The following is a 21,289-nucleotide window of genomic DNA, read 5'->3' as shown; positions in this document are numbered from 1 at the left end:
GATGAAAAACGTGATTGTCAAAGAAGGCGCTGACGACCGCCAGATTGCCTTCTGGCTGGAAAACCGTCTGCGGCTGGCGCTGGCCGCAACCGACGGTCCGATTGCCATAACCATGCCCGGCGGTTCCACGCCGTTTCCCATCCTGAAAGTTCTCGCCGCCAGCGAACTGGACTGGTCCCGCATTGTGGTCTGGCCGGGTGACGACCGCGTGGTGCCGGAAGATCATCCCGCCAGCAACACGGGCAAAATCCGCGCCTTGCTGGAGCCTGCCGGAGCCAGGGTCGCCGCGCTCAGCGTGATGGAAGAAATTCCGCATTTTGCGCTGGCCTGGCTGGGTATGGGCGCCGACGGCCATATCGCCTCGCTGTTTCCCGATAGTGATCCGCAAGTGGACGATCCGCAAGCGGTCCGTCTGCTCACGCCCGATCCCTTGCCTGCCGATGCTCCGTTCGACCGGATTACGCTGACCATTCCCTCCTTGCTGGGCAGCGACAATTTGCTGTTCGTCATCCGCGGCGAGGACAAGCGCGCCGTGTTCGATGCGGCGATGATGCGCGAGCATGACCTTCCCGTTGCGCGATTGCTGGGCGCAGCCACGCAGCCGGTGACCTGTTTCGTTTAGAACAACGGCAATTGGCCGGCCTTTTCCTCGCGCCGCCTGACATCTCCGTCATCGTCCCGCTCCAGCGACGACAATGTCAGTCCCATCAGCCGGATCGGCAGCGGCAAGGGCACAACATCGGCCAGCAGTTCATGCCCGATCATGCGGAATTCGGCTTTATCCGCGACATAGTCGGGCAGCGATCTGGACCGCGACATGATCCGGAAATCGTTGAATTTCAGCTTCAATGTGACGGTGCGCCCGCGCGAATTCGACCGTTCGATCCGCTCCCACACAATGTCCACGATCCGGTCCATCGTCTCGCGCAGCGCAGGGCCGGAGGATATGTCTTCGCTGAAAGTCCGCTCGCCGCCCACCGATTTGCGGATACGGTTTGCCCTGACCGGGCGCAGATCGATACCCCGGCACGCCCGGTAAAGATAATCCGCAAAGCTGCCGAAATTGGCGCGCATCCAGGCCAGATCTTTCTGTGCCAGATCTGCCCCGGTTTCGATCCCCAGCCTGGCCATTTTTTCCGCGCCGCGCGGCCCGACCCCGTGGAACCGTCTGACCGCCAGCGACTGGACAAACGCCGCACCTTCGCCTGGGCGGATCACGCAAATCCCGTCGGGCTTGTTCTGGTCGCTGGCGAGCTTGGCGAGAAATTTGTTGTAGCTGACGCCTGCGCTCGCGGTCAGCTGCGTCTCCTCGCGGATTTTCTGGCGGATAAGCTGGGCAATACGTGTTGCCGAACCGATCCCGTGCAAATCGTCGGTCACATCCAGATAGGCTTCATCCAGGCTTAGCGGTTCGACATGCGGCGTGTAGAACCTGAAAATTTCCCGGATGATATTTGACGCCTCGCGATATGCATCGAAACGCGATTTCACAAATATCAGATCGGGGCAGCGGCGTTTCGCGGTGACCGAGGGCATGGCCGACCTGACGCCGAATTTTCGCGCTTCGTAACTTGCCGCAGCCACCACGCCGCGCCCGCCCGAACCGCCGACAGCCACCGGCTTGCCGCGCAGCGACGGGTCGTCGCGCTGTTCCACGCTGGCGAAAAACGCATCCATGTCGACATGGATGATCTTGCGCAATCCGCCCTCGGGTTCGGGCCCACCATCCGGCTCATCATCCGGCTCATCAAAATTATCGGCTAGCTGCGAATCCATACACCGCAGGATAGGCGCGATTTGCTGCTGGCGGAACTCTGCAGCGTTTCATGCGCTTTGGGTTTCATACAAAAACCTTCTGGCAAAACCGCGATCCAGCGGCCAAGGACCAACAATGCACCGCCCGCAAGCCCGCTTACGCGCCCCGTTGGGGGAACGCGAACTGATCGCACTGATGGCGATGCTGATGAGCCTGCAGGCTTTCGGGATTGACGCGATGCTGCCCGCACTGGGCGCGATGGCGGGCGATTTCGGCGTCACCGGTAACGATCGCCAACTGGTGATCGGGGCGTATTTCCTCGGCGCGGGTATCGGTGCGTTTTTCCCCGGCGCCTTTGCCGACAGGTTTGGCCGGCGTCCGGTACTGGCCTTCGGATTGCTGTTTTACATCGTGCTATCGCTGGCCTGCGTTGTGGTGACCGACTTTACCTGGCTGGTCGGCCTGCGCGTGTTGCAGGGCGTGGGCGCTGCCGGCCTGAGCGTTGTGCCCGCGGCAATCGTGCGTGACCGGGTGGGCGGTGACCGGATGGCGCGGCTGATGTCGCTTATCATGATGATATTTCTGGTTGTGCCGATTGTTGCCCCCGCAATCGGGCAGCTTATCCTGATGGTGGCCGGTTGGCGCTGGATATTCGGATCGATGGCGGTGATGGGCGTCATCGTCGGGAGCTGGGCATGGCTGCGCTTGCCCGAAACTCTGGCGCCTGAAAACAAACAGGAAATCGATGCGCGTTCGATTCTGCGAAATATGGGACAGGCGCTGACGCAGCGCGGCGCTATAGGCTATGTGCTTGGCAGCGCGCTGGTGTTTGGTTCCCTGTTCGGCTTTCTCAATTCATCGCAGCAATTGATCGGTGAAAGCTTTGGCGCCGGTAACAGTTTTGCGCTGATATTCGGCGCTGCGGTGCTGGGCATGGTGCTGGCCAATTTTACCAATTCGCGGATCGTCGAACGGTTCGGGGCAAGGCGGGTGAGCCACGCCGCCCTGCTGGCGTTTGTCGTGGTTTGCATCGCGCAATACTGGTCGGCCAGCCAGCCCGATCAGACATTGTGGGAATTTGTTCCGCTGCTCAGCCTGTCAATGGCCTGTCTGGGCTTTATCGGCGCGAATTTCAGTTCGATTGCGATGCAACCGTTTTATCATATCGCGGGGGCGGCATCGTCGGCGCATACCAGCCTGCGGATGATCACCGGCGCACTGCTGGGCAGCTTCATCGGCTATTTGTACGACGGGACGGCGCTGCCGCTGGCGACTGCCATGCTCACCTGCGCGCTGCTGGCGCTTGGCCTCATCCTGTTCAGCGAGCGGGGCAGATTGTTCGGCCGGCGCGTGCCCTCTGCCGACGCGGCTGCGCGCTAGCGTTCTTCCAGCTTGCGCCATGCCAGCTGCGCAAATTCGCACAGCAGCGGGCGGGTATCGCGCGGATCGATAATATCTTCCACACCGAAGCGTTCGGCACTGCGGAACGGGCTGCGGACCTTGTTCAGCCGCCCGCGGATTTCCTCGAGCATGGCGGCGGGATCGTCTGCCGCCTCCAACTCTGCCTTATAGGCCACTTCGATACCGCCTTCGATCGGCAGGCTGCCCCAGTCGCCGCTGGGCCATGCAAAGCGGTACTGGTAACGGTCGGCATTGCTCATCGCGCTGCCCGCGATGCCATAAGCGCGCCGGACAATGACCGATGCCAGCGGCACCCCGGCGCGGTAGATCGCGTTCATCGCGTTGACACCGTAACGGATTGTGCCGGCTTCCTCTGCCGCCTTGCCAATCATGAAGCCGGGATTATCGACCAGATGGACGATCGGCAGGCGGAACTGGTCGGCCAGCTTGACAAAACGTTCGACCTTTTCGGCCGTTCTGGCCTCCCACGATCCGCCCAGAAACGACGGATCGCTGGCCACCACCGCAACCGGCCAACCGTCCAGCCGGGAAAAGGCGGTGATCGCGGCGCGGCCCCATTGGCGGCCGATTTCAAAAGTTGAATCGCGGTCGAAGATCATCTCCAGCGCGCGGCGCATGGAATAGACCTGTCTGGGCTCGCGCGGGACAAGTTCCAGCAGGGCTTCCTCGCGGCGGTCTGCGGGGTCGCCGCAATGCGTCCGCTGCGCCAAAGCGCCGATGTGACCGGGCAGATAGGACAGGAAACGGCGTGCTGCATCGAATGCGGCTTCTTCGCTGGCAACCTCGTTATCGACTACGCCGTTGCGCGTGTGGATATCGCTGCCGCCAAGCGTTTCCTTGTCCGAAAATTCGCCCAGCGCCTCGACCACAGCGGGGCCGGCGGCGAAAATCTGGCTCAGCCCCTTGACCATGACCGAGTAATGGCTGGCGACCGTGCGCGCCGCGCCGAGGCCTGCCGTGGGGCCGAGTGCCAGCGCGACCACCGGCACAGTGTCGAGATTGGCGACCACATCGCTCCATCCCGGCACTGCGGGGACATAGGTCGCGCCCATTTGCTCCAGCATTTTGACCGATCCGCCGCCGCCGGTGCCATCGATCATGCGGATCAGCGGCAGACGCAGATCGTGCGCCATCGCCTCGCATTGCATTATCTTGCGGTGGATGGAGGCATCGGCCGCGCCGCCGCGCACAGTGAAATCATCGGCGGAAATGACTACGGGGCGTCCATCGACATTCGCGCGGCCAAACAGGAACGGGGCGGGCATGACAGCCTCAAGCTCGCCATCCTCGTTGTAGGAACCTTTCCCCGCAATTTTCCCGATTTCGCGGAAGGAGCCTTCGTCTGCCATCGCGGCCAGGCGCGCACGGGCATCCATTTTGCCGCGGGAATGCTGGCGCGCAACCTTGTCAGCCCCGCCCATTTCCTCGGCCAATGCGCGCCGCCTGGCGAGTTCGTCCAGCTCGGGTTTCCAGCTCATGATTTTAGTCCCCCGTATTTATGCGAGGGAAGATTATCCGGCATTCTTTTCGATCCGCGCCAAAACAGCCTCCACCTGAACCTGTCCGCCCTCGCTGGCAGAAAGTTCAACCACGGTGCCATCAAATGGCGAAGTGAGGGCGTGTTCCATCTTCATTGCCTCCAGCACCATCAGGCGCTGGCCCGCCGTTACCGCGTCACCCTCGGCCACATCGACCGCGATGACCTTGCCGGGCATTGGGGAGAGGATGTCGCCGTCATGGGCGTGGTGGTGGTCACCTCCGCGGCACTCGAGGGAAATTTCGTATGTTTGACCATCCTGGAACCCGATCGCGGTCGCACAGCCGATTGCATATGCTTGTGTACTGAAGCGGTGATTGTCGGGAAAGTCGGTCTCGAATTTTCCATCGACATAAACCCCGCTCTGGCAGGCGCGATTTGCGTTAAGGCGGAACCCGGGAATTGACACCGGTTTGCCGAACTGGCTGCGTAATGCGGGATCGTCGCCGACCAGCATGTTCATCGCATCCTTGAAGAGTGAAATCGACACTGGCTGCGATGAAACAAGATCGTCCAGCTTGCTTTCGATTGCGCCCGTATCGAGCCTTCCGGCGATAAAATCCTCGTCTTGAAGCAGGCGGGCAAGAAACGCGGCGTTGGTCCTGACCGGCCAGACCTCGACTTTGGAGACAGCTTCTTCGAGAGCCGCAATGGCCGTAATCCGGTCAGGTCCGGAAGCCACAACCTTTGCGATCATAGGGTCGTAGAATGGCGACACCGCGGCTTGCTCTTCGACTCCGGTTTCGATCCGCGCCAGATCGGCGGGCAGACGCAGGTGATCGAGATTGCCCGTGCTCGGCAGAAACCCCTTTGCCGGATCTTCGGCATAAAGCCGCGCCTCGATGGCCCACCCGTTTATTGCGATCTCGTCCTGCTTCAGCGGGACCGGCTCGCCGCTTGCGACGCGCAATTGCCATTCGACCAGGTCCACACCGGTGATCTCTTCGGTGACCGGATGTTCGACCTGCAGGCGGGTGTTCATTTCCATGAACCAGATGCGGTCGGCTTTGAGGCCTTCGCTGGCGTCGGCGATGAATTCTATCGTGCCGGCGCCGACATAATCGACCGCTTTTGCTGCACGAATTGCTGCGCAGCATAATTCTTCGCGGGTTGCAGCATCCATGCCGGGGGCGGGGGCTTCTTCGATCACCTTTTGGTGGCGGCGTTGCAGCGAACAGTCGCGTTCGAACAGATGGACGACATTGCCGTGACTATCGCCGAAAATCTGCACTTCGATGTGCCGGGGGCTGGTGACCCATTTTTCCAGCAGCACTTCGTCATTGCCGAAACTGGCCTTGGCCTCGCGGCGGCAACTTTGCAGCATTTCCGCAAAATCTTTTCCCGCATCAACCTTGCGCATTCCCTTGCCGCCGCCACCCGCGACCGCCTTGATCAGCACGGGATAGCCAATCGCGGTGGCTTCCTTCGCAAGCCGTTCGGGCGACTGGTCCGCACCCATGTATCCCGGCGTCACAGGGACGCCCGCGTCCTGCATCAGTTTCTTGGCGGCATCCTTCAGGCCCATCGCGCGAATGCTGTCGGGGTTCGGCCCCACCCAGATCAGACCCGCATCCTGCACAGCCTGCGCGAAGTCGGCATTTTCGGACAGAAATCCGTAGCCCGGATGGATTGCCTCCGCGCCGGTTTGCCTGGCTGCAGCGATGATCTTCTCGCCGGCGAGATAGCTTTCATTGGCCGGCGAAGGGCCGATATGCACCGCCTCGTCAGCCTGTCTGACGTGCAGCGCCTTTGCATCGGCATCTGAATAGACTGCGATGGTGCGGATACCCATTTCGCGGGCGGTGCGGATAATGCGGCAGGCGATCTCGCCGCGATTGGCGATCAGGAGCGATTGTATCATGCGAAACGGGTTAACCGTGTCTGCTGCGCGCGGCAAGCGGGTGCGGCTAGGCTTCTTCGTCGGGCAGCGGCTCCATCGATGGCGGCGCGATCGGGCCAGCCATGCGAACTTCGATCAGAATGTCCCCGCGCGTATATTTTGGCGGCTGGTCAGGCTGCGGCGGACGGTTCACCAGTGCTTCGCCGAATGCCGCGATCACATGGCCCAGCTTGGCCGCTTTGGAAGTGCTGACGCGGTGGTCCCAAGCGGCCTTGCCCCGCGCGCGCACCTCGCGGCCGATCGCGCCATAGATGCGCGCTGCCGAGAGCACTGCCCAGCGGCTGCGGAACGGCAATTTCTTTGCGCCCAGCCGCGCCATCGCCTCGTGCTGTTCCATCAGATCGACCAGCTGCCTGGCCATATCGGCCAATTCGCCGCGGTGGTGCGGCTTCATCTGCTGGCCGGGTTCGATATCCTGATACACCAGCCAGTTCAGCGGGATATAACAGCGGTCCGCCGCATCATCTTCGCAAATGTCTCGCGCAATATTGGCCAGCTGAAAGGCAATCCCCAGATCGCAGGCGCGGTCGAGCAGTTCGGTATCGTCCTGATGGACGCCCATGACTTTCGCCATCATCACGCCAACCGCGCCGGCGACGTGATAGCAGTAGCGCAGCAGATCCATTTCGCTGCGCGGCCGCCAGTCTGCCGCATCGAGCGCAAAACCCTCGATCACATCGTCCGCCATCTGTTTGGTAATGCCGCATTCGGCGGCCACTTGCCCGAACGCATCGAAGGCGGGGTCGGCGGTTGGTTGCCCCTTCAATGCGCGGTCGGTGAGCAGTCTGATAGCGCGCAATCGCTTGCCCGCGCTTTCGCTGTCGCCGGTAGCGGCCTCGTCGGGCCGCCCCATATGCTGGCCGTCAGCCAGATCGTCACACCGGCGGCACCAGGCGTATAGCAGCCAGACCCGCTCGCGCGTCTCCGCGTCGAACAGTTTCGAGGCAAACGCGAAACTTCTGGAGCCTTCTTCGATCGCCTCGCGCGCCTTGGCCACCAATGCCGGCCGCTCGCGTCCGCCGCCCGTTACGCTGGGCGTGCTGCGTAAGATGCGCGAAGGTGCAAGCATGCGTTCGCGCCGCGGGGTTCCGGACCCTTGCGGCGGTCCGGCCTCTCGCGGCGGTATGGTCAAAGGTCGGCTGCCTTCATGGCGAAAATCGGCGTATGCGGTTCATATTCCGCCATCTTGTCCACCAGACTGCCGATTTCAACATCTGCAATCATGATGTTCTGATGCGCTGGACGGACAAATCCGACCGCCGCCATGTGCGCGTTGAAGGCAAGCAGCTGATCATAAAAGCCAAAGGCGTTGAGCAGGCCGACCGGATTGGTGTGATAGCCCAGCTGGGCCCAGCTGATCGCTTCCCACAATTCGTCCATCGTGCCGACACCGCCCGGTATGGTTACGAACCCGTCCGACAGATCGGTGAAGGCTTTCTTGCGTTCATGCATTCCCGATACGACATGCAGCTGCGTGCAATCATTGTTGGCGACCTCGCTCCCCGCGAGCGCTTCGGGAATGACCCCGATAACCTCGCCGCCATTGTCCAGTGCGCCCGATGCGACCGCGCCCATCAGGCCCAGCCGACCGCCGCCATAGACCACGCCGATGCCGCGCTGCGCCAGCGCCGCGCCGACATCGCGCGCAAGTTCGATATAGCGGACGTCCGCGGGCGAGGCGGAGCCGCAATAGACTGCCAGCCGCTTCACTTCGCCAGATCCCCCAGCATCAATCCCGCTGTCGCCTTGGCACTTCCGACCACGCCGGGAATACCCGCGCCGGGATGCGTCCCCGCTCCCGTAAGATAGAAATTGTCGATCACATCATCGCGGTTGTGTCCGCGGAAATACGCGCTCTGCGTAAGCAGGGGTTCAAGGCTGAAGGCACTGCCGAGATGCGCGTTGAGATCGCCGGCAAAGTCGTTTGGCGCATAATGGAATTTGGTCACGATCCGGTCATGGATATCGGGGATCAGGCGGCGGCCCACCTCGTCCAGAATGCGTTTTTCCAGCACCGGACCGATTTCGTCCCAGTCAACCGCCAGCTTGCCCATATGCGCGACGGGCACCAGCGCGTAAAATGTGCTTTTTCCGGCAGGGGCCATGCCCGGATCGGTCACGGTGGGGTGGTGCAGATAGATGCTGAAATCCTGCGGCAGTACACCGTTGGTGTAAATATCGTCGAGCAGCCCTTCGTAACGCGGGCCGAACAGGATCATGTGATGCGGGATGCCGGGCCAGGTCCCTTCCAGCCCGAAATGGACCACAAACAACCCGGGCGAAAATTTCTTCCGCGCCAGCGCCCTGGCGTTCTTTTTGCCGCGCGGATTGCCCGACAGCAGATCCTTGTAAGTGTGCATGATATCGGCATTGCTGGCGACGGCATCGAATTTCTCTTTCCAGCCGCTTTTGGTTTCCACCGCAGTCGCCTGTTTGCCCAATGTGTGCACTTGCACCACCGGATCGCCCATCCGCACTGTGCCGCCCAGCCGTTCGAAATGGCGGATCATGCCCGCAACCAGCCGGTTGGTGCCGCCGCGCGCCCACCAGACGCCGCCGTCTTTTTCCAGCTTGTGGATCAGCGTGTAGATGGCGCTGGTCTTCATCGGGTTGCCTCCGACCAGCAGCGTGTGGAAGCTGAGCGCCTCGCGCAGTTTTTCCGATTTGATATATTTGGAAACAATCGAATAGACGCTGCGCCACGCCTGATGTTTGGCCAGCGCGGGGGCGGCCTTGATCATCGATTTGAAGTCAAGAAACGGCACAGTGCCCAGTTTCACATAGCCTTCTTCATAGACATGCGCGGAATAGCGCAGAAATTCCTGGTATCCGGCAATATCGCCGGGCGCGACCCGCGACATTTCCTTGAGCATATTCGCATCATCATTCGAATAATCGAAATTCGTCCCGTCAGGCCAGTTGAGGCGGTAAAACGGTTTGACCGGCATCAGTTCGACATCGTCCGCCATGTCGTGTCCGGTCAGTTCCCAAAGTTCCTTCAGGCATGGCGGATCGGTGATAACGGTGGGGCCGGCATCGAAGGTAAAGCCGTCTTTCTCCCAGAAATAGCCGCGGCCACCGGGTTTATCGCGGCCTTCGACCAGCGTGGTTTTGACGCCGGCGGACTGCAGGCGGATGGCCAGCGCCATACCTCCGAAACCGGCCCCGACAACACAGGCCCTCTTGCCTTCGAAACTCATAAATCATCCTTCTTGGCGAGCGGTTTGCCGCCGCCGGTAAGTGCCTTTATCGCGCGCCCGATGCGGACGGGTGGCTTGCCCGAAAGCACGCGTATCTGGTCCAATATTGTCGATTTTGCGGCGTAAAACCGTTCGATCAACCCCGGTGACAGCCGGTAGAAACGCTGGAATATCCTGTACCGCTCGTCAGGCTCTGCAGCCCCGAACAGCATTTTACCCAGCATTCTGTAGAATGCGGTGGCGCGCCAATGGTTGCGCGCGCGGGCAGAAATAACCGCTGACAGCTGATCGCCGGGCAAGTCTGCCTGTTGCGCAATCGCAAGCGCGGTCTCGACCGCCTGCGGAAAAGTGTAACTGGTGAGCGGGTGAACAAAACCGCCGCGCGCACCCGCCGCGGTTACCCCCGGCCGGGCATGCGCGGCCTGGAAACCCGCAAAGTTGCCGCCGGTAATCACGGGCAGAACTCCGGTTTCGTTACCCATAATTTCGCCCGTCCAGCCGTTCGCTTCGCAATAGGCTTCGATCCGCGCGCCCAGCACGCGGCGGTCAAGATCGGGGCTATCGGCGTAATACGTATCTTCGATAAACAGTTCGTCAGCGCCCAGCGGCAGGACATAGACGAAGCGGTATGCGCCGTGCTGCTGGACATCGGCGTCCATGATGATCGGGCGCGTGACACCGTGCGGTGCGGCGGTACGCATATGGCGGCCCATGAAAACCTGCCAGCCGCCTTCAAGCGCCGGGGCCGCAGTGATACCGCGGCAATCGATTACATTGCGCGCAGTGACCGGCGTCCCGTCTTCCAATGTCAGCCCGCCCGAACCGATCCGGGCCGCCCCGCTACCCGTTACGATTGCCCCGTCGGGCAATTCGCGGCGCAATGCCTGGTCGAAATCAGCCGATGATAGCGAACAATAGACCGCATCCAGTGTGCGGCGATATTCGGGGAAGCGGACATCGTAGCCATCGGCCCAGCGCGCCTTGCGGAAAGTTTGAAGCAGATCGGCGCCGCCTTCGGGCAGATCGCTTTCAAACCAGCTCCAGCGGTGATTGCCCCCCAGCGTTTCGCCCTGTTCGAACAGCAGAATGTCGAGTTCGGGCCGCGCACGCGCCAGCGCCAGTGCAATCAGCCCGCCCGACAATCCGCCGCCCACAATGGCAATGTCACATTTGCGCCCGTTCATCAGCCGGTGACTTAGGCGAGCGGCAGGCTGCCCGCAATCGCCTTGCGGCCAAACATTTGCGGTGCGGGCATCTGCGTTGCGGGCCTGTCGATCAACCAACCGGCTTACCAACAGGCCTTCCACTTGCCGGGTGTTTGGTTTAGTCAGGCAAACATACCCCGGGGAGGCTGCCCTCCGCTGCGCTTGCGTTGCGGTTTGCTAAAATGGCCTGAGAGGAGCGTTTGGCAGCGCTCGACCCGTTGAACCTGATCCCGCCCCTCGATTTTTCGGGGGTTACGGGCGGAGGGAGGGCGGCCGATTTTTCCCGCGCTCTGTCCGAACAACCGGAAAGTGCATTTTTATGGCCGATATCAATTCCAAACTCGAAATCGGTGTCACCACCGGCCCCATTCGCGGCAGCCGCAAGGTTCATGTCGGTCCGTATAATGTCGCCATGCGCGAAATCGATCTGGAGCCTTCTTCGGGCGAGCCGCCGCTGCGGGTTTACGATACGTCCGGCCCCTACACCGATCCCGATGCACACATTGACATTCAGGCGGGTCTGGAGCCTTTGCGCCGGAAATGGCAGCTCGCGCGCGGTGATGTGGAAGAATATGCGCCGCGCGAAGTGAAGCCCGAAGATAACGGCCAGCTCGGCCCGGATCGTTCAGGCGGTGTGCCTGCGTTCCCGGCTGCCCTGCGCAAACCTTTGCGGGCGAAGGAGGGCAAGAACCTCAGCCAGATGCATTATGCCCGCCGCGGCATCATCACGCCTGAAATGGAATATGTTGCCGCGCGCGAAAATCTTGGCCGCGAAGTGGCGCTAAAGGCAGCCAGCGGCGGCGAAGGCTTCGGCGCGGAATTGCCCGCACATGTTACCCCCGAATTCGTGCGCGACGAAGTGGCGCGGGGCAGGGCGATCATCCCCTCCAACGTCAACCATCCCGAATGCGAACCGATGGCGATCGGGCGTAATTTCCTGGTAAAGATCAACGCCAATATCGGCAACAGCGCGGTGGCATCCGATGTCGCCAGCGAAGTTGACAAGATGGTCTGGTCCACCCGCTGGGGCGCGGACACCGTTATGGACCTCAGCACCGGACGCAACATCCACGACACGCGCGAATGGATCATCCGCAACAGCCCCGTCCCCATCGGTACCGTGCCGATCTATCAGGCGCTGGAAAAGGTCGGCGGCATTGCCGAGGAGCTGACGTGGGACATTTTCCGCGACACGCTGATCGAACAGGCCGAACAGGGCGTCGATTATTTCACCATCCATGCGGGCGTGCGTCTGCCCTATGTGCCGATGGCGGCCAAGCGCGTCACCGGCATCGTCAGCCGCGGCGGCTCCATCATGGCAAAATGGTGCCTCGCGCATCACAAGGAATCGTTCCTCTACGAACATTTCGACGACATCACCGAGATCATGAAAGCGTATGACATCGCCTACAGCCTGGGTGACGGCCTGCGCCCCGGCAGCATCGCGGATGCCAATGACGAAGCGCAATTTGCCGAGCTTTACACGCTGGGCGAGTTGACCCACCGCGCATGGAAATCCGATGTGCAGGTGATGATCGAGGGGCCGGGCCATGTCCCGATGCACAAGATCAAGGAGAATATGGAAAAACAGCTGGAAGTTTGCGGCGAGGCTCCGTTCTACACGCTCGGCCCGCTGGTGACCGATATTGCGCCCGGATATGACCATATCACCAGCGGCATCGGCGCGGCGCAGATCGGCTGGTATGGCACCGCGATGTTGTGTTACGTCACACCCAAGGAACACCTCGGCCTGCCCGACCGCGACGATGTGAAAGTGGGCGTGATCACCTACAAACTCGCCGCCCACGCGGCCGATCTGGCGAAAGGGCATCCCGCGGCACAATTGCGCGACGATGCGTTGTCACGCGCGCGGTTCGAATTCCGCTGGCGCGACCAGTTCAACCTCAGCCTCGATCCCGAAACGGCGGAGGAATATCACGACCAGACGCTGCCCGCAGAAGGCGCGAAAACCGCGCATTTCTGTTCGATGTGCGGGCCCAAATTCTGCTCGATGCAGATTTCACAGGAAGTCCGCGATTTCGCCGCCAAACAGAACCAGACCGCCGACGGGTTCTTGGCTGCGGAGAAGCTGGGCGCCGACACCGCCGAAGCCAGCCGCCTCGCCGCTGTCGAGGGGATGAAGGAAATGTCGCGCGTCTATAAGGCCAAGGGCGACAACCTTTACTTACCCGAAGATGAGGTCAATTAACTCCGGCGACCAACAATAGGGAGATGATCATGCGTAAAACGGTTCTTGTCGCAACTTTGCTGGGGGCCGGTTTCGCTTGTCTTGCCGGCGCACCCGCCGCCGCGCTGGCGCATGATGAATTGCAGACGATCATGCCCGAAAATCCGGACGCGCTCGCGTTCCAGACGCAGGTCGGTTATTCCGAAGCGGTGATCGTGGACGGGATGGTGTATCTCTCCGGCGTGGTCGCGGGCCCGGCACCGGGGGAGACCACGATGACCCCCGGCTTCACCCGCGCGTTTGAACGGATCGGCAAAACGCTGGAACGCGCCGGATCAGGCTGGGATGATGTGGTGACATTCGACACCTTCCACACCGATCTTGCGGGCCAGATCAACGAATTTGTGGAAGTCAAAAACCGCTATATCAAAGCCCCGTTCCCCGCATGGACCGCGCTGGGCGTGTCGAGCCTGTACGAGCCGACCGCATGGGTGGAGATCAAGATCATGGCGCGGGTGAGTGAGTGAGGCTTAATTGCAACGTAGTCGGGAAATCATCGTCTGAACGAAACCGGACGATTTCAAAACGAAGATGAAATGACTTAAGGAGTGTGAGTGACCACAATTTTCACGATCGGTTACGAAGGTGCGGATATTGACGCCTTCTTAGCGACATTAGGAGAAGCTGGAATCGATCATGTGGTCGATGTTCGAGACTTTCCAGGGTCGCGAAAGAAGGGCTTCTCCAAGAAGAGTCTATGTGAGTCGCTAAATGGTGTGGGTGTCCACCAAGAGTCGCCGACGCTATTCAAGAAGAACTCTTTTAGCATTTATTCAATTATGGCAATGCGGTGGGAATTCCGGTGACAGGTGCAATACGCCCCAAAATTTAACGCATAAGTTGATGTGGGGACGCAGACGTAGCCCGAATGGCTCTCCCTTCGGCATCTCGTTAAACGGCCCTTAGTTTCCCTCTCTCCTACGCCACTACCACTTCGAAAAAACCGCCCAAAAACCCCCGATTTCGGGGATACGGCGAGGGCCTCGTTCGTTGATACAAAACAACCAATGAAAGAGAGACACCCAATGCAATTCCAGTTCAATTCCGACAGCAGCGTCATGGGCACCGAAGATGTGGCCAGCCGCATCGAAACGCAGGTGCGGGACAAGCTGGCGCGGTTTGAGGACCGGCTCACCCGGCTGGAAGTGCATGTGAGTGACGAGAATGCCCGCAAGGGTGGCGGTGATGACAAAAGCTGCATGATCGAAGCGCGCATTCGCGGTGAAAAGCCGATGAGCGTCACTGGCAAGGCGGGCGATGTCGACGCGGCGGCGCGGACGGCGGCAAACACATTGGCGCAGCGGCTCACACGCCATTTCGAAAAGGCCGACCGGCGCGTGCCTACCGATTAACCGCAGGCGCGCCCCGCAGGCGCGCGCCGCCGGCCCGCCCGCCAGTGCCGTTCACTCTCACCCCTTGATATCGAAATCGCCTTCATCCTCGCCGTCCCAATAGGCGGCGCGGGTGGCGTGGACGTGCAGCATGACCATCCCTTCGGTATCGACGCCGTCCTTGAACCAGCGTTCAAGATCTTTCACCCAATGCTTCTTGAACGCTTCCTTGTCGCGGACGATTTCGGCCTTGCCTTCGACCGAGATGAAAATGCCCGGTGCGCCCTTGGGTGACGGCGCGCCTTGCAGCGACAGGCCGACCTTGGGATCGGCCTTGATATCATCCACCATCCGGCAATCTTCCCAGGTGAAATAATAACTGTCGCCGTCGAAATCGACCTGGCGGTTATTGCTCATCGGGCGCGCACCGATCTGGCCGTTTGCGGTGTGCGTGTTGAGCATCGCAAAATCGATATCCTTCATCGCCTTTGCAATATGTTCAAGGTGCTGTTTGACTGATTTATCGCTCATGAAATTTGCCTTTCCTTTGATGATACCAGCGCATCAGGCGGATTAGCGTTCCCGCCGCGCGGCTGCGTAAGTCTTTCCTACACCGCCGAATTCTGCCTTATACTGCCGGATGACACGCACCCCCGCCCGATCGGGCCGCTCGATCATTCCCGCCCCGCAAACCCGCCGCTGGTCCGATGCCATGCAGGCGGAATTTCTGCGGCAATTATCCGCCACCCATTCGGTCAGCGCCGCAGCGCACAGTGTCGGGATGTCGCGCCAGTCGGCGTATCGGTTGCGTTCCAGACTGAAAGGGCAGGCGTTCGATCTGGGGTGGGACATGGCCTTCCACCATTCGTTTGACAATCTGGCCCATGCGGCGCTGGGCCGCGCGCTGAACGGGGTGGAAATGCCGGTATTTTTCAAGGGCGAGCAGGTCGGGTCATACCGCAAGTTTGACGAACGGCTGACGGTTGCGCTGATGGCGCTGGGGCGGCGCGGGCCGATCCAGTCGGGCGGGCGGCTGGCCATGCCCGCAGAAGCGCAGTCGCAGTCGTTCGATGATCTGGTGGCGGCGGTGGAACGCGGTGCCGCGCCGCAGCTCGATTACGACGGATATCTGCCCGAATATGGCGGGGATTGCGACTGAGCCTGAGCCGCGCAGGACGCCCGAATGCGGTTTTTTGCGTCACCCCGCAAATTTGTCCGGCGCGGTTTCCGGCGCGCTATGGCGCTTTGAATGGCGGAATTCTGCAGTTTATGCGGCACCGGGTGCAGAGTTACACGGTGTCACTAGTGTAACCCTGTGCGGTTGGTCGAATGTTTTGGAACCACTTGGCACGGCGCCAGTTGGTTCATCTGAAGGACAGGTTGCGCCCCCCATTCAGTCCGGCCAATTGCTGCGGATATTTGATGCGGCAGATTACCCCCGGCCAATTACAGGGCATCCGGTCTGTCTGCGGGAATGGTCCCATCAAACACGCACAGGAATTGAATCCAGATGAAATATTTTACTCTCCCCCTCGCTCTGACCGCTGCACTTGCCCTTTCGGCGTGTGCCGAAACCGAAACCACCCCGACTGATGCGGAAGTAACCGCAACCGAAACCGTAGATCCTGCCGCGGCCGAAACCGGGACGATTGTCGATGTGGCATCGGGCAACGCCGATTTCTCCACGCTGGTATCCGCCGTGACCGCAGCCGGCCTGGGCGAAACACTGTCGGGCGAAGGTCCGTTTACAGTATTCGCACCAAGCAACGCAGCATTTGCCAAACTGCCCGCCGGCACGCTGGAAAACCTGACCAAGCCCGAAAGCAAGGATGCACTCACCGGTATTCTGACATACCATGTCGTATCGGGCAAAACGATGGCTGCAGCGCTGACCGAAGCGATCACCGCAGCTAACGGCACCGCCGAACTGACCACCGTAAACGGTGCGAAACTGACCGCGAGCGTCGTTGGCGAAAACGTCGTGCTCAAGGATGCAGCCGGTAACACCGCGACTGTAACCGCAACCGATATCGCTGCGTCGAATGGCGTAGTGCACGTAATCGACACGGTTCTGATGCCTTCGTAAGATTGGTAATAAGCTGATAAGGACGGGCGCTCTGGCAGATAGCCGGGGCGCCCGTTTTATTTGGCGCCGGCCCGCTGCGGCGCTGACAGGATCGGCGCGCAAAAGCAGGCGGGCAAATTTCGGCGCTGTTCCGGCGCGCGCTGATCGCCTAGGGTACGCTCAACCAAAAATCAGGAAGCACCATGGCCGATCTCTATCTGAAAAATCTGGAATCCGAGCGCAAGAAGCTGTGGGCGACCTGCCGTCTGAAAGGCCTGCCCAAAGGAACGCCGGAACGCATCAGGATTGAAGAAATCGATCTGCTGATTGGCGAACACAAGGGCAAGAAGAAGGGCTGATCCTTCTCGATTTGCTGATCGGGCATTGAAACCGGAGGGAGTTTGATGATGCTGAAAACCATCCGCGCGCCATTGATCGCCGCATTGCTGCTCACGGCCTGCCAAGCGGCGGATACGCCCGAACCTGTCGAAGCAGGATCGCGTATTGCGCTGGACGAAACCATCACCCTCACCGGGACCGAACCGTTCTGGGGCGGCGAAGTGACGGCGCGCACATTCACCTATTTTACGCCGGAAGACATCGAAGGCACAGATTACGCGGCCACCCGGATGGAGGGTTTGGGCGGTCTGTCATGGTCGGGCGAGATGCCAGGCGGGCCCTTCACGCTGACGGTAAGCGAAATGGAATGCAGCGACGGGATGTCCGACCGGACCTATCCGTTCACCGCGACGCTGTGGCTCTCCGCGCAGGATATCCGCAATGGCTGCGCTTACAGCGCAAGTCGGCCATTCACCGGCGATCGGGCGCCGTGACGCCCGCACGTTGAAGTTCCGGCGCCAGTCTGCCGGTCAGCCACAGCCACCACATTTTGAAATCCGCGCCGAGCGACCACAGCGGATAGGTAAACGTCGCCGGACGGTTTTTCTCGACGGTAAAATGCGCGATCCAGGCAAAGAAATAGCCCGCCAGCGGCATTGCGGCGAGTAACCACCAGGTACCGCTCACTACAGCAAAGGCGGCGATCAGAACGACCAGCGAGGTACCGGTATAATGCAGCGCGCGGGTGCTCGGCTTGCTGTGTTCCTGCAGGTAGAACGGCCAGAATTCGGCAAAGGTGGTGTGTTGGCGAGGCATAATCGTATGATGCCCTGCGCCAACATTACGGTCAACTTTGAACGATCTGGCTTTCCGACCGTTGATCTTGTTCAACTCACTTACAGGAGATGTTATGTCAGTCGCAAAAGTAACCGAAATCATTGCCTCGTCGAACAAGAGCATCGAAGATGCAGTGCGCGAAGGCGTCCGCCGGGCCTCCAAAACAATCAACGGCATTCAGGGCGTTTGGGTGAAAGACACCAAAGCCACCGTATCCGACGGAGAAGTCACCGAATGGCGTTGCACGCTTAAAATTACCTTCGTCGTTAACGACTAGACCGCCGGTTTCGACGAGGTGCTGGTTCGCTTGAGGCGCACCAGCACCTCGTCCAGCGCCGAAAGAAAACGCGAACGGTCGCTTTTCGAAAACGGTGCGGGCCCGCCTACGATATCACCGCCGGCACGCAGGTCTGCCATTATTGCGCGCGTGGCGACAGCGCTCCCGATCGAATTGGCGGTAAATGGCTTGCCATCAGGTGCCAGAACACTTGAACCTTTTTTAATACAGCGATCAGCAAGCAGGATGTCAGCGGTGATGACGACACTGCCCCCATCGGCGTGGTCGGCGATCCAGTCGTCGGCTGCATCGAAGCTGTCGCTGACCACAATGCGTTCGAATAACGGATCGGCCGGAATACGGAACGGCGAATTGCTGACAATGCTAACCCGCACCCGGTGGCGCAGCGCCACTTTGTAAATTTCGTCCTTTACCGGACATGCATCCGCATCGACGAGAATATGTAGCGCATTGTGATTGCCCATCGCCTTATTACTGCCTGCCGGCAGGCAATAAGTCGAGGATTGCTGCAGAATTAGGCGTTTATCCACAACCATGCTAATGGAGTCGCGCTGACGTCGGAATTGCGACGGACTTCGACGTGAATAGGGCCTTCGGGCTTTGCTAAAACCGACGACTTCCTTTCTCGAAACGGCCTTACGCACTACCCGTGCTGCATTTCCGCAGCCGGATTGATACGTTCTTGAAAGGAACGGAATATGCCTATCGGCACAGTTAAATTTTTTAACGCAGACAAGGGTTATGGTTTCATCCAGCCCGAAGATGGCGGAGCAGACAGCTTCGTACATATCACAGCAGTGCAGGCCGCCGGCATGCAGACGCTGGATAAAGAACAGCGTCTTTCTTATGACGTCGAAACCGGCCGCAATGGCAAGGAATCGGCTGTAAACCTGTCTCAGGCATAAGTTTACGATTTCGCCTGCCGGGGGGGAGTGCGTTGTCACTCCTCCCCGCGCAGATATCATCAATCATCTTATCGACGGACACACGATGAGCCAGACATACGAATTTTATGAAGCCCGTGCCGAAGAAGCAGCCGAAGAAGCGCGCAAGGCGCCGCTGCAAAATGTCAAAGAGCGTGCCCTGCGGTCAGAAGCCGCTTGGCGAAGCATGGCAGAGCGCGTTTTGCGTACCGCCGAAGAACGCAAGATTGCCGACGAAGCCCGCGCTGAACGCCGCGCAGCCGAACAGGCCCGCGCCGCCGCAGCAGCCGCAGCAGCCGCTGAAACAGCCGAAACGGCCGCCGCCGCAACTTGATGCGACAGGAGGAGGCCGGATCAGTCCGGTTTTCTCCCTAAACTCTCCATTTTTTGGAGCGAGGTGAGGCGGATCGCCCTTGGCGATTCCGTCTGCGCGCTGCGCGGGTCCGCAAAAATTTGCCAGATTTTGCTCCGACAGGCGTAAAAATGTGCATTTTCGCCTGATGCCGGTTGATATCTCACCATTTTACGGATGGGCAGAGTTGCAAAACACCTTTCAGGGGCCGAAAAGACTCTCAATGTCTGATCAGGTACCAAACTGGCTTTCAAAAGCCCTGAAAAAATCCGCGCCCGGCAAGGGGCAGATTGCTGTTGCAACATTGGCGAGCGAGAATACGCTTGGCCGCGGTGGGTTCCAGCTCACCTCGCCGGCATTTGCCGATGGAGAAGCGCTCGACCCGTGCTTCACCGCGGACGAGGAAGATGCGGTCGCGCCCCCGCTTGAATGGACAGCGCCCCCGGCCGGCACACAGGAACTCGCAATTGTGGTGGAAGATGCGCATTCGGCAGGTGCGGTGCCTGTTTGCCATTGGCTGGTTTGGGGACTTGCACCGCAGAAGGGTATGTTGCTTGAGGGTGAGACCCCGCCGCGGGTCGGAAAGAACAGCCAGAAAAATTCTGAATGGCTGCTACCCGAAGTGCCGCAGGATGGCGATGCCCATGATTTTGTGTTTCAACTGTTTGCGCTGGACCTTCCGCTGACCCTGATGCCCGGTGCAAGCCGTGCACAATTGGTCAAGGAGATGGAAGGCCACGTGATAGCTGCGAGCGTCCTCACGGGGACTTACAAACGCAGCGAATTCGAAGACGATAAATGGGAGGATGAGGAGGATGCATGATATTATCCTGCGCCTGTCTCATCAGAATTGAAGAAAGGAACTAAATAATGGCTGCAAAGAACAACGCGCTAAACAAACCCGTAACCCTTACCCCGGCTCTTGAAGAAGTTGTTGGCAAAGGTCCGATGACCCGCGCTCAAGTGACGTCAAAGGTCTGGGAGCATATCAAGAAGCATGATCTGCAGGACAGCAACGATCGCCGTCAAATCAATCCTGACGCGAAACTCGGCGCTGTTATCGGCAAAGACCAGATCTCGATGTTTCAGATGACGGCAGCTGTTTCAAAGCACCTCACCTGATTAAAGCTATTCCCTTGTAAACAGGGGGCTGCGGAGCCGGAGGGGCCAGTCAAGGACCTCTCCGGCCCACAGGCTGAGCCAGATTATCATTGGCTGCGCGAACATACGCGGCACATGATACACCAGCCCCGCACCGCCATCAGCGCGCGCCATATCCATCATGAAGTGGTTGATATTGGCAGGGAATACACACACGGCATACATTGCAAGGCCGATCGCACCGCAGCGCCGCAAATTGCGTGACCAAGGTTGCAGCAGCGCCGCAGCGCCGGCAATCTCAGCTAATCCCGTGCCGATTACAACCGGTAATTTCAGGGGAACCCAGTCAGGTGTGATCGCCAGGAAAACAGCAGGGATGGCAATGTGGGCATAGCCGGCAAAGCCATACAACAAGGCTAGTACCCAGCGCGCTACCAATCTTGGCAATCAACCTCTCCGAGCAACAAGCCGGCGGTTTCTATCAGACCTGGCTTATCTCCACACCTTTCCAGAATGCGACATGACCGGCAATGTGGGAAGCCTTTTCCAGGGGCTGGGGATAATACCACGCCGCGTCAGCGTTCACCTGATTGCCCGCGTTTATGTTGTAATAATGCGCAGTGCCTTTCCAGGGGCAGGATGATGTCGTGTCACTATTTTCCAGCAGAGCCTGATCGACACTGTCATCCGGGAAATAGTGGTTACCTTCGACGACAATCGTGTCATCGCTGCGAGCAATAATGCAGCCGTTCCAACTTGCTTCGACGGTCATGTT

General features: G+C 59.9%; 27 protein-coding genes. 15 read left to right on the top strand and 12 right to left on the bottom strand.

What is annotated here, in order from left to right; translation table 11 throughout:
* Window position 1: 1 nt before the first annotated feature.
* Window positions 2-622, top strand: a complete 621-nt coding sequence (locus WFP06_RS11025) for a 6-phosphogluconolactonase (RefSeq protein WP_336987215.1) — start codon at window positions 2-4, stop codon at window positions 620-622.
* Here the strand turns inward: WFP06_RS11025 and dinB are convergent.
* On the bottom strand, window positions 619-1,776 hold the full coding sequence (gene dinB, locus WFP06_RS11020; protein WP_336987214.1) for a DNA polymerase IV: 1,158 nt from the start codon (window positions 1,774-1,776) through the stop codon (window positions 619-621). The genes WFP06_RS11025 and dinB overlap by 4 nt on opposite strands.
* 115 nt (window positions 1,777-1,891) lie before the next feature.
* Here dinB and WFP06_RS11015 point away from each other — a divergent pair, with 115 nt between their 5' ends.
* Complete coding sequence (locus WFP06_RS11015) at window positions 1,892-3,136, top strand: multidrug effflux MFS transporter (RefSeq protein WP_336987213.1); 1,245 nt, start codon at window positions 1,892-1,894, stop codon at window positions 3,134-3,136.
* Here WFP06_RS11015 and WFP06_RS11010 read toward each other — a convergent pair.
* The 6 genes from WFP06_RS11010 to crtY are packed head-to-tail and all read right to left on the bottom strand — an operon-like array spanning window position 3,133 to window position 10,999.
* On the bottom strand, window positions 3,133-4,656 hold the full coding sequence (locus WFP06_RS11010) for an acyl-CoA carboxylase subunit beta (RefSeq protein WP_336987212.1): 1,524 nt from the start codon (window positions 4,654-4,656) through the stop codon (window positions 3,133-3,135). The two genes, WFP06_RS11015 and WFP06_RS11010, sit on opposite strands and share 4 nt — an antisense overlap.
* A 33-nt stretch (window positions 4,657-4,689) precedes the next feature.
* Entirely contained in the window at window positions 4,690-6,576 is a 1,887-nt protein-coding gene (locus WFP06_RS11005) for an acetyl/propionyl/methylcrotonyl-CoA carboxylase subunit alpha (RefSeq protein WP_336987211.1), read from the bottom strand.
* Window positions 6,577-6,622: 46 nt separating this feature from the next.
* Window positions 6,623-7,684, bottom strand: coding sequence for a phytoene/squalene synthase family protein (locus tag WFP06_RS11000; RefSeq protein WP_336987210.1), 1,062 nt, complete (start codon window positions 7,682-7,684; stop codon window positions 6,623-6,625).
* A 59-nt stretch (window positions 7,685-7,743) separates the two neighbouring features.
* Window positions 7,744-8,325 (bottom strand): LOG family protein, encoded by a 582-nt coding sequence (locus WFP06_RS10995; RefSeq protein WP_336987209.1) that lies wholly within the window; start codon window positions 8,323-8,325, stop codon window positions 7,744-7,746.
* Window positions 8,322-9,815, bottom strand: coding sequence for a phytoene desaturase (locus WFP06_RS10990; protein ID WP_336987208.1), 1,494 nt, complete (start codon window positions 9,813-9,815; stop codon window positions 8,322-8,324). The genes WFP06_RS10995 and WFP06_RS10990 overlap by 4 nt, the downstream gene beginning before the upstream one ends.
* A complete protein-coding gene (crtY, locus tag WFP06_RS10985; protein WP_336987207.1) occupies window positions 9,812-10,999 on the bottom strand; it encodes a lycopene beta-cyclase CrtY in 1,188 nt (395 codons plus the stop codon). The genes WFP06_RS10990 and crtY overlap by 4 nt, the downstream gene beginning before the upstream one ends.
* 340 nt (window positions 11,000-11,339) lie before the next feature.
* Between crtY and thiC the strand changes: the two genes are divergently transcribed.
* From thiC to WFP06_RS10965, 4 genes are all read left to right on the top strand, one after another.
* Entirely contained in the window at window positions 11,340-13,229 is a 1,890-nt protein-coding gene (gene thiC / locus WFP06_RS10980) for a phosphomethylpyrimidine synthase ThiC (RefSeq protein WP_336987206.1), read from the top strand.
* A 29-nt stretch (window positions 13,230-13,258) separates the two neighbouring features.
* Window positions 13,259-13,735, top strand: coding sequence for a Rid family hydrolase (locus tag WFP06_RS10975; RefSeq protein WP_336987205.1), 477 nt, complete (start codon window positions 13,259-13,261; stop codon window positions 13,733-13,735).
* Window positions 13,736-13,822: 87 nt separating this feature from the next.
* Window positions 13,823-14,074, top strand: coding sequence for a DUF488 domain-containing protein (locus WFP06_RS10970; protein WP_336987204.1), 252 nt, complete (start codon window positions 13,823-13,825; stop codon window positions 14,072-14,074).
* Between the two features lie 219 nt (window positions 14,075-14,293).
* Window positions 14,294-14,620, top strand: a complete 327-nt coding sequence (locus WFP06_RS10965; RefSeq protein WP_336987203.1) for an HPF/RaiA family ribosome-associated protein — start codon at window positions 14,294-14,296, stop codon at window positions 14,618-14,620.
* Window positions 14,621-14,677: 57 nt separating this feature from the next.
* Here the strand turns inward: WFP06_RS10965 and WFP06_RS10960 are convergent, their stop codons facing one another.
* Window positions 14,678-15,130, bottom strand: a complete 453-nt coding sequence (locus WFP06_RS10960) for a pyridoxamine 5'-phosphate oxidase family protein (RefSeq protein WP_336987202.1) — start codon at window positions 15,128-15,130, stop codon at window positions 14,678-14,680.
* A gap of 109 nt (window positions 15,131-15,239) precedes the next feature.
* Between WFP06_RS10960 and WFP06_RS10955 the strand changes: the two genes are divergently transcribed.
* The 4 genes from WFP06_RS10955 (at window position 15,240) to WFP06_RS10940 (ending at window position 17,497) form a co-directional block, all read left to right on the top strand.
* A complete protein-coding gene (locus tag WFP06_RS10955; protein ID WP_336987201.1) occupies window positions 15,240-15,758 on the top strand; it encodes a hypothetical protein in 519 nt (172 codons plus the stop codon).
* Between the two features lie 351 nt (window positions 15,759-16,109).
* Window positions 16,110-16,685, top strand: coding sequence for a fasciclin domain-containing protein (locus WFP06_RS10950; RefSeq protein ID WP_336987200.1), 576 nt, complete (start codon window positions 16,110-16,112; stop codon window positions 16,683-16,685).
* A 182-nt stretch (window positions 16,686-16,867) separates the two neighbouring features.
* Window positions 16,868-17,023, top strand: a complete 156-nt coding sequence (locus WFP06_RS10945; RefSeq protein WP_336987199.1) for a hypothetical protein — start codon at window positions 16,868-16,870, stop codon at window positions 17,021-17,023.
* 45 nt (window positions 17,024-17,068) lie between these two features.
* A complete protein-coding gene (locus WFP06_RS10940; protein ID WP_336987198.1) occupies window positions 17,069-17,497 on the top strand; it encodes a hypothetical protein in 429 nt (142 codons plus the stop codon).
* Here the strand turns inward: WFP06_RS10940 and WFP06_RS10935 are convergent.
* Window positions 17,475-17,819 carry an Mpo1-like protein gene (locus WFP06_RS10935; RefSeq protein WP_336987197.1) on the bottom strand — a complete coding sequence of 115 codons (345 nt, stop codon included), beginning with the start codon at window positions 17,817-17,819 and terminating at the stop codon, window positions 17,475-17,477. The genes WFP06_RS10940 and WFP06_RS10935 overlap by 23 nt on opposite strands.
* A gap of 94 nt (window positions 17,820-17,913) precedes the next feature.
* Between WFP06_RS10935 and WFP06_RS10930 the strand changes: the two genes are divergently transcribed.
* Window positions 17,914-18,117 carry a dodecin family protein gene (locus WFP06_RS10930; RefSeq protein WP_336987196.1) on the top strand — a complete coding sequence of 68 codons (204 nt, stop codon included), beginning with the start codon at window positions 17,914-17,916 and terminating at the stop codon, window positions 18,115-18,117.
* Here the strand turns inward: WFP06_RS10930 and WFP06_RS10925 are convergent.
* Window positions 18,114-18,602, bottom strand: a complete 489-nt coding sequence (locus tag WFP06_RS10925) for a YaiI/YqxD family protein (RefSeq protein ID WP_336987195.1) — start codon at window positions 18,600-18,602, stop codon at window positions 18,114-18,116. The genes WFP06_RS10930 and WFP06_RS10925 overlap by 4 nt on opposite strands.
* A 234-nt stretch (window positions 18,603-18,836) precedes the next feature.
* Between WFP06_RS10925 and WFP06_RS10920 the strand changes: the two genes are divergently transcribed.
* The 4 genes from WFP06_RS10920 (at window position 18,837) to WFP06_RS10905 (ending at window position 20,535) form a co-directional block, all read left to right on the top strand.
* Window positions 18,837-19,043 carry a cold-shock protein gene (locus tag WFP06_RS10920; RefSeq protein WP_336987194.1) on the top strand — a complete coding sequence of 69 codons (207 nt, stop codon included), beginning with the start codon at window positions 18,837-18,839 and terminating at the stop codon, window positions 19,041-19,043.
* A gap of 85 nt (window positions 19,044-19,128) precedes the next feature.
* Window positions 19,129-19,395 (top strand): hypothetical protein, encoded by a 267-nt coding sequence (locus tag WFP06_RS10915; RefSeq protein WP_336987193.1) that lies wholly within the window; start codon window positions 19,129-19,131, stop codon window positions 19,393-19,395.
* 241 nt (window positions 19,396-19,636) lie between these two features.
* Window positions 19,637-20,236: a YbhB/YbcL family Raf kinase inhibitor-like protein gene (locus WFP06_RS10910; protein ID WP_336987192.1), complete on the top strand. Its 600-nt coding sequence runs from the start codon at window positions 19,637-19,639 to the stop codon at window positions 20,234-20,236.
* Window positions 20,237-20,283: 47 nt separating this feature from the next.
* Window positions 20,284-20,535 (top strand): SWIB/MDM2 domain-containing protein, encoded by a 252-nt coding sequence (locus WFP06_RS10905; protein WP_336987191.1) that lies wholly within the window; start codon window positions 20,284-20,286, stop codon window positions 20,533-20,535.
* 6 nt (window positions 20,536-20,541) lie between these two features.
* Here the strand turns inward: WFP06_RS10905 and WFP06_RS10900 are convergent, their stop codons facing one another.
* Window positions 20,542-20,961, bottom strand: a complete 420-nt coding sequence (locus tag WFP06_RS10900; RefSeq protein ID WP_336987190.1) for a DoxX family protein — start codon at window positions 20,959-20,961, stop codon at window positions 20,542-20,544.
* Window positions 20,962-20,995: 34 nt separating this feature from the next.
* Window positions 20,996-21,286 carry a DUF427 domain-containing protein gene (locus WFP06_RS10895; RefSeq protein WP_336987189.1) on the bottom strand — a complete coding sequence of 97 codons (291 nt, stop codon included), beginning with the start codon at window positions 21,284-21,286 and terminating at the stop codon, window positions 20,996-20,998.
* Window positions 21,287-21,289 lie beyond the last annotated feature (3 nt).

The organism is Altererythrobacter aquiaggeris, assembly GCF_037154015.1.
In the GTDB taxonomy this organism is placed as follows: domain Bacteria; phylum Pseudomonadota; class Alphaproteobacteria; order Sphingomonadales; family Sphingomonadaceae; genus Aestuarierythrobacter; species Aestuarierythrobacter aquiaggeris.
This window is presented reverse-complemented; position numbering and strand designations above follow the sequence as displayed.